Here is a 16384-nt window from a genome sequence, read left to right as displayed (position 1 = left end):
CCGGTCCGGCCGCGACCCCCTGGGCGGCCGGACCGGCGTTACGCCGTTCAGGGGTGGAAGCGGTCCGGGTCCGCGGCCTTCCAGTCGGCGGCCCACGCCTCCGGCGGACTCTCCAGCAGCTCACCCGGGGCGAGGCGCGGGTACAGCTGAGCGCTCGACGTGATGGTCACCGGGTCCACGCGCCGGTGCAGCATGTCGGGGCGCAGGTCGCGCGGGTCGGCGACGCCCATGGACGCCATGATGCGCTGCGCGCTGTGCACGGTCGCGCGGTGGAAGCGGTGCACGCGTGCGGCCTTGTCCGGAATGTGCAGCGCGCGGGCGCGCCTGGGGTCCTGGGTGGCGACGCCCACCGGGCAGGTGTTGGCGTGGCAGCGCTGCGCCTGGATGCAGCCGACGGCGAACATCATGGCGCGGGCCGCGTTCGTGTAGTCGGCTCCCTGGATCAGGCGCTTGACGATGTCCGCGCCGGTGGCGACCTTGCCGGAGGCGCCGATCCGGACGCGGTCCCGGAGGCCGGCTCCGACGAGCGCGTTGTGCACGATCAACAGCCCTTCGGTGAGCGGGTAGCCGATGTGGTCGGCGAACTCCGGAGGCGCCGCGCCGGTGCCTCCTTCTGCGCCGTCCACCACGATGAAGTCGGGAGTGACGTTCTCCTCGGTCATGGCCTTGCACACGGCCAGGAACTCGCGCCGCGAGCCGACGCACAGCTTGAACCCGGTGGGCTTCCCGCCGGCCAGTTCGCGCATCCGCCCGAGGAAGCGCACCAGTTCACGGGGCGTGGCGTACACCCGGTGGTACGGCGGGGAGACGACCGTCTCGCCCTCGGGGACGCCGCGGACGCGGGCGATCTCGGCATTGACCTTCTCCCCGGGTAGCACGCCCCCGATGCCGGGCTTCGCACCCTGGGAGACCTTGAGCAGCACACACCGCACGGCGTCCAGCGCGGCTTTCTCGCGGAACTGCTCCGGGTCGAAGTCCCCGTTGGCGGTCCGGCAGCCGAAGTAGCCGGTGCCCACCTCCCAGATCAGGTCGCCGCCGTGCGCCAGGTGGTGTTCCGAGAGGGCGCCCTCGCCGGTGTCGTGGGCGAACCCGCCCGCCGCGGCGCCCTTGTTCAGCGCCCGGACTGCGTTGCCGGACAGCGAGCCGAAGCTCATCGCCGAGACGTTGAGCAAGGACATGTCGTACGGCCTGGTGCAGCCGGGACCTCCGACGCGCACGGTGGGCGGGGTCTGCGGGACCGGGCACGGCGCCATGGACGGTACGAGGTACTCGTGGCCGTCCTCGTACATCGCCAGTTCGGTGCCGAAGGGGTCCTCGGCGGACGTGCCCTTGGCCCGCTGGTACACGAGGCTGCGGACGTCGCGGTCGAACGGGCGGCCGTTGTAGTCGTGCTCGATGAAATACTGCTGGATCTCGGGACGGATGCTCTCCATCAGGAACCGCAGGTGCCCCACCACCGGGTAGTTCCGCAACACCGAGTGCCTGGTCTGCGCGAGGTCGTGGACGGCGGTGGCGGCCAGGACCGACAGCGGCGCGGCGGGCAGCCACCACCACGGTGAGACCACGCCGGCCAGCACGGCCGACGTGACGGCGACGAGGACGAGCAGTCCGGCCAGGACGAATCTGAGCATGGGTTCCCTGTGCCCGAGTCCCCCGGCCGTACTCGCCGTGCCGGGCGCGCCGGGGGCCCGATATCCGTGCGGATCACGGCGAAGGTCCTCGAACGAGGAGGCGAACGGCAACCGCGAACAGAGCCGCGCGATTTCGGACATGAACGAGAAAATGAAGCGAACGCCGGAGAAACGGCGCTGATATGACTTAAGGTCTCTGCCGTTGTGCCGTATCGGCGGGCCGCCTCCTGGGGAGTGGGCGGCTCGCCCTGCAGTTTCGGTTCCAGGGTGGGGGGTTCATGCAGCGTGACGCCGTGGGTCTGTCCGGAGGCGGACGGCCCGTGACGGGTTCGGCCGTGCTTCGGGCCGGGCGCCGAAGAGCCATGCGGAGCCGGGAGCGGCAGAAGGCACCGTGGTACGTGCCGACCGCCCTGGCGACGGACGTCATGGGGACCGCGCTGCCGGTCCTCTTCGTGTTCGGTGCCACCGGTCAGCCGCACCCCTTCGCCACCGCCTTCACCGCGGCCGCGGTGTGGGTGGGCGTGCAGGCCGTGTACCGGCGCTACGGGCAGGAGTCGCTGGGCGAGTCCCGGGGCTTCCTGTCCACCCTGCACGACTGGCTGACCCTGCTCGGACTGCTGGCCGTGCTGCGCGTGTTCACCACGGAGGACTCGACACCCGGCGTGGCGTTGCTCGCCCTGGCCCCGGCCCCGTTGCTGACCAGCCTGTGCCGGGCAGTCACCCACCGCCACCTGAAGGCCGAGCGGCGGGAGGCGCACGCGGTGCGCCGGGCGCTGGTCGTCGGCGAGGCCGGGCCCGTGGACCGGGTGGTGGAACAGCTCGCCGCCGGCACCGACCACGCCTACGTGGTGATCGGTGCGGTGACCGTGGGCGCGGGCGGCCCGACGGCCCTGCGCAGCGGCGTGCCCCAGGCCGGACGGCTGCCGGAGGGGGCCGCGCCGCTGGCGCAGGACCCGGCACAGGTGCCGGACGACGGCACGACCGTGCTGGCGGCCGCCCGCCGCCACCGCGCCGAGCTGGTCCTGGTGGTACCGGGTACGGCGCTGACCGGCGACCGGCTGCGACGGCTGTCCTGGTCCGTGCAGGACGCGGGTCTCCCGCTGGTCGTCGCGTCCGGGCTGACCGAGGTGGCACTGCGCCGCGTACGGCTCGCCACCGTGGCCGGACTGAACCTGCTGCACGTGGCGCCGCCCGTGCGGCGCGGCCCCCAGCTGGCGCTGAAGAGCGCGCTGGACCGGGTCGGCGCCGCGCTCGGACTGCTGGTGCTGGCCCCACTGTTCGCACTGACGGCTGCCGCCGTGCGGCTGGACTCGCCGGGGCCCGTGCTCTACCGGCAGACCCGGATCGGGTACGACGGAGCGCCGTTCACGATGTGGAAGTTCCGCTCGATGGTCGTCGACGCCGACCGGCTCCGGCTGACGCTGGCCGCTGCCGACGAGCAGGACGGCCCCACGTTCAAGATCCGCCGCGACCCGCGCATCACCCGCACGGGCCGGGTGCTGCGCCGCACCTCGCTGGACGAGTTGCCGCAGCTGGTGAACGTGCTGCGCGGCGAGATGTCGCTGGTCGGCCCCCGGCCACCGCTGCCGGAGGAGGTGGCGGCGTACGACGCGGTGGAGTTGCGACGGCTCGGGGTGAAGCCCGGGATGACCGGCCCCTGGCAGGTCGGCGGGCGCTCGGACCTGTCCTGGGACGAGAGCCTGGCCCTGGACCTGCGCTACGCCGACAACTGGTCGCTGACCACGGATCTGGACGTACTGGCCCGTACGTTCCGCGCCGTCGTCGACGGACGCGGAGCGTACTAGGCGTGGCGGAGTGGCAGCTGGACGAGGAAGGCCGGGCGGTCCGTCTCCTCCGCCCGGCCGAGGCGGTCGAGCCACCAACGGTAGGTGTCCCGGATGCCGTCGGCCAGCGGGATCTTCGGCGTGAAGCCCAGCGCCCGCAGCCGGGACACGTCGAGCAGCTTGCGCGGCGTGCCGTCGGGGCGGGAGGTGTCGAAGGCGATGCGGCCCTCGAAGCCGACGACGTCCCGGACGGTCTCGGCGAGTTCGCGGATCGTCAGGTCCTCCCCGCAGCCGACGTTGACCGGCGCGTCGTCGTCGTAGGTCCGCAACAGCAGCGAGCAGGCCGCCGCCAGGTCGTCGACGTGCAGGAACTCGCGCCGCGGGGTGCCGCTGCCCCACAGCACCACCTCGTCCCGGCCCTCGGCCCGCGCCTCGTGGAAGCGACGGATCAGCGCGGGCAGCACGTGCGAGGTCTCCAGGTCGAAGTTGTCGCCCGGCCCGTACAGGTTGGTGGGCATCGCCGAGATGTACGACGCCCCGAACTGGCGGCGGTAGCCGCGGATCTGCGTGATACCGGTGATCTTGGCGAGGGCGTAGGGCTCGTTGGTCGGCTCCAGCGGACCGGTCAGCAGTGCGTCCTCGGAGATGGGCTGCGGCGCGTGCTTGGGGTAGATGCAGGACGAGCCGAGGAACAGCAGCCGGGGCACCCCGGCGGCGTGCGCACCGGCGACGACGCTGAGCTGGATGCGCAGGTTGTCCTCCAGGAAGGGCACCGGCTGCCGCTGGTTCGCCATGATGCCGCCGACCTTCGCCGCGGCCAGGACGACCGCGTCCGGCCGGATGTCGCGCAGGTGGCGCTCCGTCCGTTCGGCGTCGCGCAGGTCCAGTTCCGTGCGGTCACGGGTGAGCACCTCGTGACCCTCGGCGGCGAGGCGGCGGGCGACGGCGGAGCCGACCAGGCCGCGGTGCCCGGCGACGAAGATCCGGGCGGGGGCAGGCAGCAGCGGTATCGAAGGCGTCATGAACCGGATTCTGCCAGTGGCTGACCGACCACGCGGTGTTTACACGCAATCATCCTGCATGAGACCACATTGTCACACTTGTCATGTTCTTTGAACGACCAGGGGGTTGTCGATGACCAAGAGCGCACTCATCACGGGGGTCACCGGCCAGGACGGCTCGTACCTGGCGGAGCTGCTGCTGTCGAAGGGCTACACGGTGCACGGGCTGCTGCGCCGCTCCTCGTCCTTCAACACCGCGCGGCTGGACCACTTCTACCAGGACCCGCACGAGGCCGAGCGGCGGCTGATACTGCACCACGCGGACCTGACCGACGGCGTCGCGCTGGTGAACCTGCTGCGCGACCTGCGGCCCGACGAGGTGTACAACCTCGGCGCCCAGTCGCACGTGCGCGTCTCCTTCGACGCCCCGCTGTACACCGGTGACGTCACCGGCATGGGCACCGTGCGGCTGCTGGAGTCCATCCGTGCCAGCGGCATCGACACCCGCATCTACCAGGCGTCCTCCTCCGAGATGTTCGGGTCCGCTCCCCCGCCGCAGAACGAGGGCACCCCCTTCCACCCGCGCAGCCCGTACGGCTGCGCGAAGGTCTTCGGCTACTGGTCGACCGTCAACTACCGCGAGGCATATGACCTCTTCGCGGTGAACGGCATCCTGTTCAACCACGAGTCGCCGCGCCGCGGTGAGACCTTCGTGACCCGGAAGATCACCCGCGCGGTGGCCCGCATCCGTGCGGGGCTCCAGAAGGAACTGTTCCTGGGCAACCTCGACGCCGTGCGCGACTGGGGCTACGCCCCGGAGTACGTCGAGGCGATGTGGCGGATGCTCCAGCACGACACCCCCGACGACTACGTCGTCGCCACCGGCGATGCGGCCTCGGTGCGCGACTTCCTCGGGGCCGCGTTCGGCGCGGCCGGCATGGACTGGGAGGAGTACGTGCGCTTCGACGCCAAGTACGAACGGCCGACCGAGGTGGACGCGCTGATCGGCGATGCCTCCAAGGCCGAGAAGGTACTGGGCTGGAAGCCGCGGGTGCGCTGGCCGGAGCTGGCCCGCGTGATGGTCGAGGCCGACATCGGCGCGCTGGAGGCGGAGCTCTCCGGCGAGACGGTCCGCATCGATCGCTGACCCCGCACCACGGGCCCCTCGCGGGCCCTCGCAGACCACCGGTGCCGCCCGGCACCGGCAGTACCACCGGAACCACTTGAACACAGAACCACCGGGGCCACCCGGAACCGTGAGAACGAGGTGCAAGCGATGGGCAGTACGAGCAAGACCGGGGGTCGCCGGCGCAGAGCCGGCGCACTCGCCGCGGTACTGGCGCTGACCGCGGCGTCCTGGACGGGCGCACAGGTCACCGGCGCCCCGGAGGCGGAGGCCGTCACCCCACCGGTCGCCTTCACCGCCGACGACCTGCCGACGTGGCAGACCAACGGCGTGGTCTGGGCACTCGCCCAGGCGGACGGCGTGGTCTACGCGGGCGGCACCTTCTCCGCCGTCCGCCCGCCGGGCGCGGCGCCGGGCACCGACGAGACGGAGGCGCTCAACTTCGTCGCGCTCAACGCCGCGACCGGCGACCCGGTCCAGGGCTGCGACCTGTCGTTCACCGTCGGCAGCGGCACGGCGACCGTGCGGGCGCTCGCCGTCTCCCCAGACGGATCGACGCTGTACGCCGGCGGCAGGTTCGGGGCCGTGAACGGCACCTCGGTCAGCAACCTCGCCGCGGTGAACCTGGACGACTGCTCGGTCCGTACCGGCTTCAAGGTCGGGGTGTCCGCCACCGTACGGGCGCTGGGCGTCACGGAGGACACCGTCTACCTCGGCGGCGACTTCACCTCGGTGGAGAACAACAGCCGCGGCTACTTCGCAGCCGTCGGCACGGACGGTGCGCTCAAACCCTGGAACCCGCAGGCCGACAGCGGGGTGGGACGCGCGCTGGAGGTCACACCCGACGGCGAGAACGTCGTCATCGGCGGCGACTTCTTCTACGTCCGCAACCGCTATTCGCACGCCCTCGCCGTCGTCGATGCCGACAGCGGCGCACTGACCCGGCGGTACGGTGGGGGCTTCATCGACGACAACTCGGTCGTCAAGGGCCTCACCACCGACGCCACCGGCGTCTACACCGCCAACGAGGGCACCGGCGGCGGCGTCTTCGACGGCCGCATCGCGCTCGACCTGGACGACTTCGGCCAGCGCTGGCGCGACACCTGCCTCGGCGCCACACAGGACGTCGTGGTGCACGACGAGGTGCTCTACAGCGCCTCGCACGCGCACAACTGCCGCAGCATGGGGCAGTTCCCCGAACTGCACGAGCGCCAGCACCTGCTGGCCGAGTCGGTGCACGACCCGACTCCGCTGCTCAGCTGGTTCCCCGACACCGACGACGGCCCGTCCGGCACCGAGCAGATCGGTCCGCGCGCGATGGTCGTGTCCGCCCGCGACGGCACCGACTACATGTGGGTCGGCGGCGAGTTCACCCGCATCGTCACCCACGGCAACATGCGCCAGCAGGGCCTCGTCCGGTTCGCGACCGGACCGGACACCGGCGCGCCCTCGGTGCCCGACGAGGTCGGCGCGGCGAACGTCTCCGACGGCGTGCGGGTGAGCTGGCGGGCCTCGATCGACGAGGACGACAGCGCGCTGACCTACAAGGTCTACCGGAACGGCTCCAGCGAACCGGTGCACACCCTGACCGCAGACTCGGTGTTCTGGGACCGGCCGACGCTCCGATTCACCGACACCGAGGTGGACGGCGGCACGACCTACAGCTACCGGATCACGGCGAGCGACGCGGGCGGCGCCAACACCAGCCAGGCGTCCCAGAGCGCCACGGTGACGACACCGGGCACTCCCTCGCAGATCACCCTGGAGGTTCCCGCCGAGGCCGACACCTACGTAAACGGCTCCGCGGGGTCCGCCAACTACGGCGGGCACCAGCAGCTCGCTGTGCGCGGCACCTCCGCGTACCAGTCCTACCTGCGGTTCGACCTTCCCGAGGCTCCGGCCGGGATGACGCTGACCGGCGCCACGCTCACCCTCACCACCAGCGGCGACTCCTACGCCGCGTCCGCGGACGACCACACCGTCGTGCCGGTCACGGGCAGCTGGTCCGAGGGCGGCACCACGTGGTCGACCAGACCCTCGCTGGGAAGCACGGTGCTCGGCACTCTGAAGGCCCCGTCCGCGCTCCAGACCGGCTACCCGGTCACGCTCGACCCGGACGGGGTGGCCGGCTCGCTCGACGGCCCGCTGAACGTGGCGGTGACCAGCACGGGCACCGACAGCCTGTGGGTGTGGGCCCACGAGGCCGGGGAGAACCGCAGCCCGAAGCTCAGCCTCACCTTCGAGGCGCCGTGAGGGCCCGCACCCTCCGGACCGCCGCGGCGGCCGTCGTCCTGACGGCCGCCGTGGCGGTCGCCGGAACCGGATGCGGCAGCGGCGAGGACCCCGCACCGGACGGCGGGATCGCGCCGGGGGCCGCGAGCCCGTCCCCGGACGTCTCCGCGGCCGGTCCGGGCGACGCCGAGCCGGCCCCGGACAAGGAGGAGAAGGGCGGGGTCGCCGAGCAGCCGACGGTGCCGAAAGCGGAACTGACCCCGGCCACCGGAAGCTTCACGAAAACACAGAAGGAGTACCTGGTCGACCGGGTACCCGAGGGCTACGAGCCGGCCGCCGTGCTGGAGGCCGGGCAAGCCGCCTGCCAACGCATCGGACGCACCGCGAAGGTCGACCGGAAGGCGGCGGTCGGCGCGCTGCGGTCCGGCGAGATCGCCGACGCCAAGGACGCCGTCCTGCACCTGTGCCCGAAGCACAAGCCCCTGCTCCAGGCCGCCGGCCTGCTCGACTGAGGAGAGAGAACCGCGTGCGCAAGCTGCCCATCGTCGTCGCGATACCCACCCGGAACGAGGCGGAGAACATCACGGCGGCCGTCCGGTCCGTCGTGGACCACTTCGAGGCCGTCGTCGTGGTCGACTCGGACAGCACCGACGACACCCGCGCCCTCGCCAGGGCGGCGGGGGCGGAGGTCGTCTCCTACACCTGGGACGGGACGTACCCGAAGAAGAAGCAGTGGTGCCTGAACCACGTCCGTCCCGGGACCGACTGGATGCTGTTCGTCGACGGTGACGAGAGAGTCGGGCCCGAACTGCTCGCCGAGCTGCGGCGGATCTTCGACGTCCCGCCGGGCATGACGGTGCGTCCGGCCGCGTTCGACATCCCGCTGGGCTATTGGTTCGCGGGGCGGCGGCTGCGGTACGGCTACACCATCGTCAAGCGCGCCCTGCTGGACCGCACGCGGGCCCGCTTCCCGGAGCCGGACGACCTCCGGGCGCCCGGCATGGGCGAACAGGAGGGCCACTACCAGCCGTTGGCCGACCCGGTGGTGCGGCTGAAGGGCACCATCGAGCACGAGGACCTGGACCCGGTGCGCACCTGGTTCGACCGGCACAACCGGTACGCCGACTGGGAGGCCTGGCTGGAACACCACCCCGAGGTGCGGGAGCAGATCCGGAAGGCAAAGACCCGGCAGGGTCAGCTGTTCCACCGGGCGCCGTTCAAGCCGCTGGTCTCGTTCGGCTACGCCTACCTGCTCAAGCGCGGCTTCCTGGACGGCCGGGCCGGCCTGGACTACGCGCTGGCCATGAGCTTCTACCGGTGGCAGATCGGGCTCAAGACCCGCGAGTACGGGTGGCTCGCAGACCGCCCGGACGCGCCGCGATGACCCGCTCGTAGATCTCCTGGAGGGTGTCCACGACACCTTCGAGGGTGAAGCTGTCCCCGATCAGCCGGTGGGCCGCCGCCGACGCCTCGGCGTTGGCGGCGGGATCCAGGAGCTCCAGCACCGCCTGGCCGACGCGCTCGCCGTTGTCCGCGTCGGGACGGCTGTCGACCAGCCGTCCGGCGCCGGCCGCGCCGACGTCCGGGGAGAGCCCTCCGGTGCGGGTGACGACCACGGGCAGCCCCACCGACATCGCCTCCAGCACCGACACCGCGAACGGTTCCACGATCGCGGGCAGCACGTACACGTCCGACGCGCGCAACCGGGCCATGACGGCGTCGTGGTCCAGCGGCCCCACGTACTCCAGCGCGTGGCCGACACCGAGCGACCCGGCCAGCGCGAGCATGTCGTCGGCCATCGCGCCGGTGTCGGGGCCCGCCAGCACGAAACGCGTGTCGGGGTACTTGGCCAGCACGGTGGGGATCGCGGAGACGAAGTCCTGCGGCCGCTTCCGCTCCTGCACCCGGGCGAGGTAGAGGACGGTGGGCGGCCGCCCGCCCCGCTCCGGCCGGCGCTGCTGCGGTTCGACGCCGTTCACCAGCCGGTACGCGGGCGCCATCGACTCGGGCGCCACGACGGCGGCGGTGTCCCGGCGCTCCTGCTCCGTCAGGTGGAGCACGGCGTCGGCCTTCTTCAGAACCCTGCGCAGCCCGAGCACGTCGACCAGCTGCGCCGCGCGCTTCTCGGTCGGGTCGATCATCCCGTGCGTCTGGAGGACCAGCGGACGGCCGCACTGCAGCGCCGCCAGCGCGTAGGGCAGCGTGACCAGGTCCCGCATCAGATGAACGTGCACCACGTCCGCGGAGCGGACCAGGCGGCGGGCGTCGGCCAACAGGGACGGCGAGGTGATCCCGCTGACCTCGAAACGCGGCAGCACGTGCCGCGCCTGGTACAGCCGCGCCGGCACACCGTCCACCTCACGCGGCATCTCACCGTCGAACCCGTCCCCCAGCGCGACCATCGCCGCCTGCACCCCACGGGCGCGCAGCCCCCGGGACAGGTTGAGCGCCACCCGCGTCGGACCGCCGAAGTCGTGCGTGGGTGTGTGCAGCGTGACGACATGCAGAACCCGCAACGTCTCTCCCCTCCCCTGCGCACCCTCCCCATGGCGCGCGAAATCCGGATCAGCTTAGCTTCGACCCGCGTTGTCCGGGTGCCGATCGCTACACTGCGGGAGGATCGGGGGGTTCGGGGAACCGGGCGAACTCGGGAGGTCGTTGGACTTCGGGGTTTCGGGGTTTCGGGGTTTCGGGGTTTCGGGCGTTCGGGCGTTCGGGGAGCAGGGGGGACGCATGGCGGTCGACGCACGGCCCGGCGCAGCGGTCCCCGCTCCCGCCGCCGCACCCGACGCGGGCCCGCGCGCGGCCCTGTCCCGGGCGCTGGCCGTGCCCTTCGCGCTCGGCCTGGTCGCCGTACTGCCCGGCTGGGTGGCGACCCAGCCCGGACCCGGCGCGCACGACGAGGCGTTCTGGCTCCAGCTCACCGTCTGCGTGTACGCCGGCGCCCGGCTGACCGCGATGGTGCTGTCCTCGCGGCGCCGCCTCGTGCAGGGCTCCTTCTGGCTCTTCGTCTACATCGCGATGGGCATTGCCCCGCTCGCCCAGACGGTGCTGGACCGGGTGCCGACACCGGTGGTGGGCCCGCGTTCGGACACCGTCCTGGCCATCGCCCTGGTCCTGGTGGGCGTCGTCGCCTTCGACGTGGGGGCGCTACTGGCCCGGCACCGGCCGTCGGTGCGCCGCGTCGTGCCCCGGGTCGCGGCCTCGGTGCACCGCCCCCGGCTGTACGCGTTCGTGGTGTTCTCCTGGGCGGCGAGCGCCCTGATGGTCGTGCGACTGGGCGGCCTCGGCGTGTTCTTCAGCAGCCGGCAGGAGATCAGCGAGAGCGTCGCCGGTGCCCTCGGGCCGGCCGCGGGCGCGGCGGCCGTGTCGCAGGCGGGCTCGGCATTCCTGCGCGGCTTCGGCACCGTTCCGGCGCTGCTCGCGCTGCTGCTGCTCACACGCTGGCTGGTGACCTCGCGGACCGCCCGCCGCCGGCCGCTCGTCCCCCTGCTGTGGGTGGTGACGCTCGGCGTGAACGCCGTGGTCAACAACCCGATCTCCAACCCGCGTTACTGGTTCCTGACCGTCCTCTTCGCGCTCCTGTTCACGGCGTTCCCCCGCAGCCCCGTGATGTACCGCAGCGCGCTCGCGCTGGGTGCGGTGGTGGCGCTCGTGGTGTTCCCCTTCGCCGACCGCTTCCGGTACGCCGACGACAGCGGCCCGGCCCGGGAGACCGAGTCGGTGCTGATGCCGCTGACCCTCAAGGACTACGACCAGGTCGGGATGATCGCGAACACCGTCTCGTTCGCGGACGCCGGTACCGGCCACACCTACGGCCGGCAGTTCTCCGGGACGCTGCTGTTCTTCGTACCGCGCTCGGTGTGGAGCGGCAAGCCGGCGGACTCGGGCGTGCGCGTCGGCGAGTGGATGGGCATGAACAACACCAACCTGTCCTCCCCGTTGTGGGCCGAACTATGGCTGGACTTCGGCCCGTTCGGCATGGCCCTCGGCTTCGTCGGAGTGGGCTACGCCGCCTCCCGTGCGGACCGCCGGTACGTGTCGCAGACGCTGGACGACCCCCGCCCGGGCCACGTGATGGCCGTGGTGATCCCGCTCGTCGCCGGGTACGGCTTCATCCTGCTGCGCGGCCCGCTGCTCCAGGCGAGCGGCCGCGTCGCGATCGCCGTGCTCTGCCTGGCGCTGGTCACGACCTTCCGGCCGGATCCGCGGCGGATGCTGCGCTGACGCCGGTGGCGTGCCCGGCCGGAGTACGCACCACGGCCGCCGCCCGCAGCCAGCCCGCCGCCGCCTTGGCCGCCGAACCGGCGAACAGCCCCCAGGCCGCGCCGAATACGCCGCCGAGCGCGTACCCGGCCAGCAGGCAGCCGACCGAGACCGAGGAGAAGACGACCTGGAGCGGCAGGGTGGTGCGCGGCCGCAGCACGCGCAGGGCGAGCAACGCGCAGGTGCCCAGCGCCATCGCGGCGTACTGGCTGCCGGTGGCGGACAGCAGCGCGGACGACGCGTCCCAGGTGTCGCCGAGCAGCATGCGCCCCGCGCCGTCCGGCAGCAGCGTCAGCACGACGGCCCACGCCCCGGCGACGGCGGCCAGGACGCCGCCGGTGACCGCGGCCGTACGGGCCTTGGGCGCGGGGCTGTCCAACCGGTTCAGCAGGGGTGGGCCGAAGCCGGTGGCGGCGTTGAACAGCACGTTGAGCGGGCCGAAGAGCGTGGTGGCGCCTCGCAGGGCGCCGACCGCGAGCGGCGCGGCCAGCAGGCCGAGTCCGATGACGGCGAGCTGGGTGCCGGCGTTGCCGACGGAGAACTCGACGGCGAAGCGGCGCCCCAGGTGGCCGCGGCGCAGCAGGCGTCGCGGCTCGGTGGTGGCCTGCCGCACGCGCGGCGCGAGCAGCAGCAGCCCGGCTACCAGCGCGGGCAGCGCGGACAGCCCCCAGACGGCCACCAGCCGCGCGGGGGACGCCTGGTGGGGCTGCACGGCGAGCACCGGAACGGCCACGGCGAGGCGCAGCAGGTCGGCGATCAGGGCGCGTCCGGGGAGGCGGAGCGCGGAGAAGGCGTAGCGGAGGGCGTCCTGGGTGAGCACGACGGGCAGCACGAGCGCGAGCGCGAGCATGCCGTCGGCCAGCCGCTGCCCGTACCCGTCCACACCGCCGCTGACGCCGCCGCCCGCACCGACGCCCGCGGTGAGCGGCCCCAGCACGAGGACCGCGCAGGCGCCGAGGGCCGCCGCAGCGGAGGCGGTGAAGGCGACGGCGGAGCGGCAGGCGGTGCGCACGGCGCGGGTCTCTCCGCGTTCCAGCACCAGTGCCTGCCCCACGTAGGCGGAGGACAGGCCGAGCAGCACCGCGAAGACCGTGTAGACCACGGAGAACACCGCGAATCCTGCGGCCGTCGACTGCCGGGCGGCCACGACGAGGACGGCGATGTTGGTCAGCGCCGCCACGCCCTGGTCGGCGACCGAGCAGAGCACGGCGCGGCGCGCGGTGGACCGCCGCCCGCCGGGCGCCTCGCTCACCTGTGCGGCGCGCCGTCTTCGATGTCGGCGCGGTCGACGATCCGGAGCCCCACCGTGTCCACGCCGACCTCCCGAGCGTCCACCGGTTCACGGCTCTGCCGCTCCGCTTCGCGGGCGCCCGCACGGTCCCACTCCCTGGTCACCGAGGAAGCGTCGGACGCCGTGCGGTCGATGCGGGAGCTCGTCCCCGGGGCCGGCTGCCTGCGCGGGGCGCGGCCCTTCGTCTCCCGCGCCCCGCCGCCCTCGGAGTGCAGCACGGCGCCGAGCAGCACGCCGCCGGCCCCGACGACGAGTTCGCGCACCCGGTCCAGGTCGTCGCGCCGCACCTCGCGTGGATCGCAGACCACGAGGACGGCGTCGACCCGGTCGGTGAGCGCGATGGCGTCGGCGTAGGACAGCACGGCCGGGGCGAGGACGACGAGGACCGAGTTGCGGGCCTCGGCCCGGCTGATCAGACGGGTCGCGGACGAGGAGGTGAGGGCGCGGGGCACGTTCCGCACCCGGCGGCCCGGCACCAGGTCGAACACGCCGGACTCCCCGGCGTCGATCGGCACCCGGCGGCCGGCGGGCCAGTCGCCGACCTCGTCGTCCGCCGACTCGGCCCAACCGGGCCGCATCCCGTCGGCGTGGTGCAGCTGGTCGCGCAGTACCGGCGTCCGCAGGTTCGCCTCGATGAGCAGGGCGTCTCTGCCCATCTCGGCGAACGCCGCGGCGAGGTTGACGGACGCCGCCAGGACGCTGTCGATGCCGCCGCGCGGCGCCACGACCAGCAGCCGCCGTCGCTGCGCGAACGTCTCGTCGTAGGCGAGGCGGAAGGCCACCGAGCGGTACTCCTCGGCGAGGCGGCCCTCGGCGAGGAGCGGCTCCGGCTGGCCGCGCCGCTGCTTGGGCAGGACGCCCAGGACGGGGGCGCGCAGGGCGCGGACGACGTCCCCGGGGGACCGTACGGTCGGGTCGAAGACCAGCCGGACCCAGGCGGCCAGCAGGCCGAGCCCCACTCCGACGAAGGCGCCGAGCACGAGGAGCAGCACCAGGCCGGGCCCGGAGGGCGCCTCGGGCGCGGTCGCCTCGGACACGACCCGGCCGCGTGTGGTGTCCAGCGCCTCCAACTGGCTGATCCGGCTGTTGATGTCCGCGATCTGGCCGACGAAGGAGGTGTGGGAGGAGACGACCGAGTCGTAGCCCTCGCCGCCGCCCACGGTGTCCAGTTCGTCGGCCAGCCGGTCCCGTTCCTCCACGAGCGGCTTCCGCTGCTCCTTGTACGAGCCGATCATGTGCGCGATGCGGTCGTCGGTCTCCTGCTGCCGGAAATCGAGGTAGGCGCGGGCGAAGGCGTTGGCACGCTCCGCGGCCTCGACGGGCGACTCGGCCGTGTACGTGAAGCGGAGCACCACGGTGTTGGGCGGGTTGGTGACCTGGAGGTCCCGCGCCAGGTTCTCCGCCCAGCCGGTGGGCAGCCCGAGGTCCTGGGCGGCCTGCCGCGAGACGACCCGGCTGAGCGCCGTGCGGCGCTCGGAGCCCATGCTCACCTCACCGTCGGTGCCGAGCTCCTGCATCGCCTGGGTGCTGGGGCGCAGGGCGACCTCGTTGGAGGCCGTGTAGGAGTCGCCGCGGGAGAGGGCCAGTGCGAGCCCGGCGAGCACACCGAGCGCCACGCCCACGGTGATCAGCGTGCGGTAGCGCAGCAGCTGACGGAACTGCTCCCGCAGGAGGTCGGGTTCGTCGTGGGCCTGCACGACCCGGCCCGATGCGTCGCCCGGTGCACCCTCTCTCACAGCAGTGCCTCCTTCTCCCGGGCCGCCGCCCGGCCCGCGCCGGCTGTCAGCGCCTCGTCGAGCAGTTCGGTCATGCGGCGCAGGCCCGCCGCCCGGCTCAGCCGCGCGGACACGTACGCCGGGCCGCGTGCGCCGACGGCGGCCGCCGCCTCTGCGTCGGACGCGAAGTCGCGGACAGCACGGAGCAGCGCAGCCGGGTCCTCCGGAGGCACCAGCTCGCCCGCTCCGGAGCGGCGCACCTCCTCGGCCGTGCCGCCGCCAGCCGCGACGGAGGCGACGACGGGCCGGCCGGCGGCGAAGTAGGAGGTCAGCTTGGAGGGGACGCTCATGTCGAGCACGGACGCCCGCTGGGTGACGGCGAGGACGTCGGCGGCGGCCAGCACGTCGGGGAAGGCGTCCTGCTCGGCGGGCGGGCGGAACTCCACGTTCGGCAGCCCGGCCGCGCACGCGCGCAGGCGTGCCTGCTGGTTTCCGTCGCCCATGAGGACGAACAGCATCTCGGGTGCCTCGCGGGCCGCCTCCACCAGCACCTCCAGGCCCTGCTTGAGGCCCATGTTGCCGGAGTGCAGCACGACGGTGCGACCCTCCGGCCAGCCGAGGGCCCTCCGGGTCTTCTGCCGGGACGCCCTGGGCGCGGCGACGTGCGACCAGTTGGGCACCAGCCGCACGCGGTCGCGGGGCACGCCCGCGACGGCCACCCGTTCGACGAAGGACTCGTGGATGACGCCGACCAGCGTCGCGCCGCCGAGCACGCGCCGTTCGACGGCCGCCGCGACGGCCGCGGCCCGGTCGCCGCCGCGGATGCCGCTCTGCGCGGCGGCGGCCCCCATCAGGTCCTGCACCACGGGCACGAAGGGCACGCCGTACCGGCGGGCGAAGCCTGCGGCCAGCACGCCGCCGGCCAGGCTGGGCAGTTGCGCGACGACGGCGTCCGGGCGGGGCATGCGCGGCGGAAGCAGCGCCCCGTGCGCGAGGATCGACGCCTCGTACAGCGCGCGCCGCACGGCGGTCTGCCGGGGCGGCACGGTGTGCCGGCGCCGGTGCACGCGGACGCCGTTCCGCCTCTCCGTGCAGGCCCAGGCACTCCGGTAGGCCGGGTCGGTGCGCCAGGCGGGGTAGTGCGGCATCCCGGCCAGCACGTGCACCTCCGCACCCTCGGCGGCCCAGTGCTCGGCGGTCTGCGTGGCGTAGGGGCCGATGCCCGCCTGTTCCGGCGCGTAGTTGGTGGACACCAGCAGCACTCTTCGGCCTGCGAACGCTCCGGGCGCACCCGTCGACGCGGACATACGCGTACCCCTCCCCCTCGATGTGTCCGCC

General features: G+C 73.2%; 12 protein-coding genes. 6 read left to right on the top strand and 6 right to left on the bottom strand.

The genetic code is table 11. From position 1 onward, the window contains the following. Positions 1–47: 47 nt before the first annotated feature. Positions 48–1631 carry an FMN-binding glutamate synthase family protein gene (locus tag E4198_RS20275; RefSeq protein WP_136184409.1) on the bottom strand — a complete coding sequence of 528 codons (1584 nt, stop codon included), beginning with the start codon at positions 1629–1631 and terminating at the stop codon, positions 48–50. Positions 1632–2029: 398 nt separating this feature from the next. Between E4198_RS20275 and E4198_RS20270 the strand changes: the two genes are divergently transcribed. Next, the gene (locus E4198_RS20270) at positions 2030–3436 is read left to right on the top strand and encodes a sugar transferase (RefSeq protein ID WP_348771314.1); all 1407 of its coding nucleotides are present in this window, start codon (positions 2030–2032) and stop codon (positions 3434–3436) included. On the opposite strand, the gene E4198_RS20265 is transcribed toward E4198_RS20270, so the two are convergent. Beyond that, on the bottom strand, positions 3433–4437 hold the full coding sequence (locus tag E4198_RS20265) for a GDP-L-fucose synthase (protein ID WP_136184407.1): 1005 nt from the start codon (positions 4435–4437) through the stop codon (positions 3433–3435). The two genes, E4198_RS20270 and E4198_RS20265, sit on opposite strands and share 4 nt — an antisense overlap. Positions 4438–4549: 112 nt before the next feature. Here E4198_RS20265 and gmd point away from each other — a divergent pair, with 112 nt between their 5' ends. The 4 genes from gmd to E4198_RS20245 all read left to right on the top strand — a co-directional run bounded on the left by gmd (position 4550) and on the right by E4198_RS20245 (position 9158). Continuing rightward, positions 4550–5563 carry a GDP-mannose 4,6-dehydratase gene (gene gmd / locus E4198_RS20260; RefSeq protein WP_136184406.1) on the top strand — a complete coding sequence of 338 codons (1014 nt, stop codon included), beginning with the start codon at positions 4550–4552 and terminating at the stop codon, positions 5561–5563. A 129-nt stretch (positions 5564–5692) separates the two neighbouring features. After that, positions 5693–7795, top strand: coding sequence for a DNRLRE domain-containing protein (locus tag E4198_RS20255; protein ID WP_136184405.1), 2103 nt, complete (start codon positions 5693–5695; stop codon positions 7793–7795). Continuing rightward, complete coding sequence (locus E4198_RS20250; RefSeq protein WP_136184404.1) at positions 7792–8286, top strand: hypothetical protein; 495 nt, start codon at positions 7792–7794, stop codon at positions 8284–8286. Before E4198_RS20255 ends, E4198_RS20250 begins: the two co-directional genes overlap by 4 nt. Before the next feature lie 14 nt (positions 8287–8300). Continuing rightward, complete coding sequence (locus E4198_RS20245; RefSeq protein ID WP_136184403.1) at positions 8301–9158, top strand: glycosyltransferase family 2 protein; 858 nt, start codon at positions 8301–8303, stop codon at positions 9156–9158. On the opposite strand, the gene E4198_RS20240 is transcribed toward E4198_RS20245, so the two are convergent. Continuing rightward, a complete protein-coding gene (locus E4198_RS20240; RefSeq protein ID WP_136184402.1) occupies positions 9106–10290 on the bottom strand; it encodes a glycosyltransferase in 1185 nt (394 codons plus the stop codon). The two genes, E4198_RS20245 and E4198_RS20240, sit on opposite strands and share 53 nt — an antisense overlap. Positions 10291–10507: 217 nt before the next feature. On the opposite strand from E4198_RS20240, the gene E4198_RS20235 reads away from it, so the two are divergent. Further along, positions 10508–12001 carry a hypothetical protein gene (locus E4198_RS20235; RefSeq protein ID WP_247597769.1) on the top strand — a complete coding sequence of 498 codons (1494 nt, stop codon included), beginning with the start codon at positions 10508–10510 and terminating at the stop codon, positions 11999–12001. Here E4198_RS20235 and E4198_RS20230 read toward each other — a convergent pair. Genes E4198_RS20230 through E4198_RS20220 form a run of 3 tightly spaced genes read right to left on the bottom strand, consistent with a single transcriptional unit; the run spans position 11961 to position 16353 of the window. Next, a complete protein-coding gene (locus E4198_RS20230) occupies positions 11961–13292 on the bottom strand; it encodes a hypothetical protein (RefSeq protein ID WP_136184401.1) in 1332 nt (443 codons plus the stop codon). The genes E4198_RS20235 and E4198_RS20230 overlap by 41 nt on opposite strands. Continuing rightward, entirely contained in the window at positions 13289–15067 is a 1779-nt protein-coding gene (locus E4198_RS20225; protein ID WP_247597768.1) for a lipopolysaccharide biosynthesis protein, read from the bottom strand. Before E4198_RS20225 ends, E4198_RS20230 begins: the two co-directional genes overlap by 4 nt. After that, positions 15064–16353, bottom strand: coding sequence for a glycosyltransferase family 4 protein (locus E4198_RS20220; protein WP_136184400.1), 1290 nt, complete (start codon positions 16351–16353; stop codon positions 15064–15066). The genes E4198_RS20225 and E4198_RS20220 overlap by 4 nt, the downstream gene beginning before the upstream one ends. Positions 16354–16384 lie beyond the last annotated feature (31 nt).

The organism is Streptomyces sp. RKND-216, from assembly GCF_004795255.1.
In the GTDB taxonomy this organism is placed as follows: Bacteria; Actinomycetota; Actinomycetes; order Streptomycetales; family Streptomycetaceae; genus Streptomyces; species Streptomyces hazeniae.
Note: the sequence above shows the minus strand (reverse complement) of the source record. Positions and strands in the feature narration are given on the sequence as shown.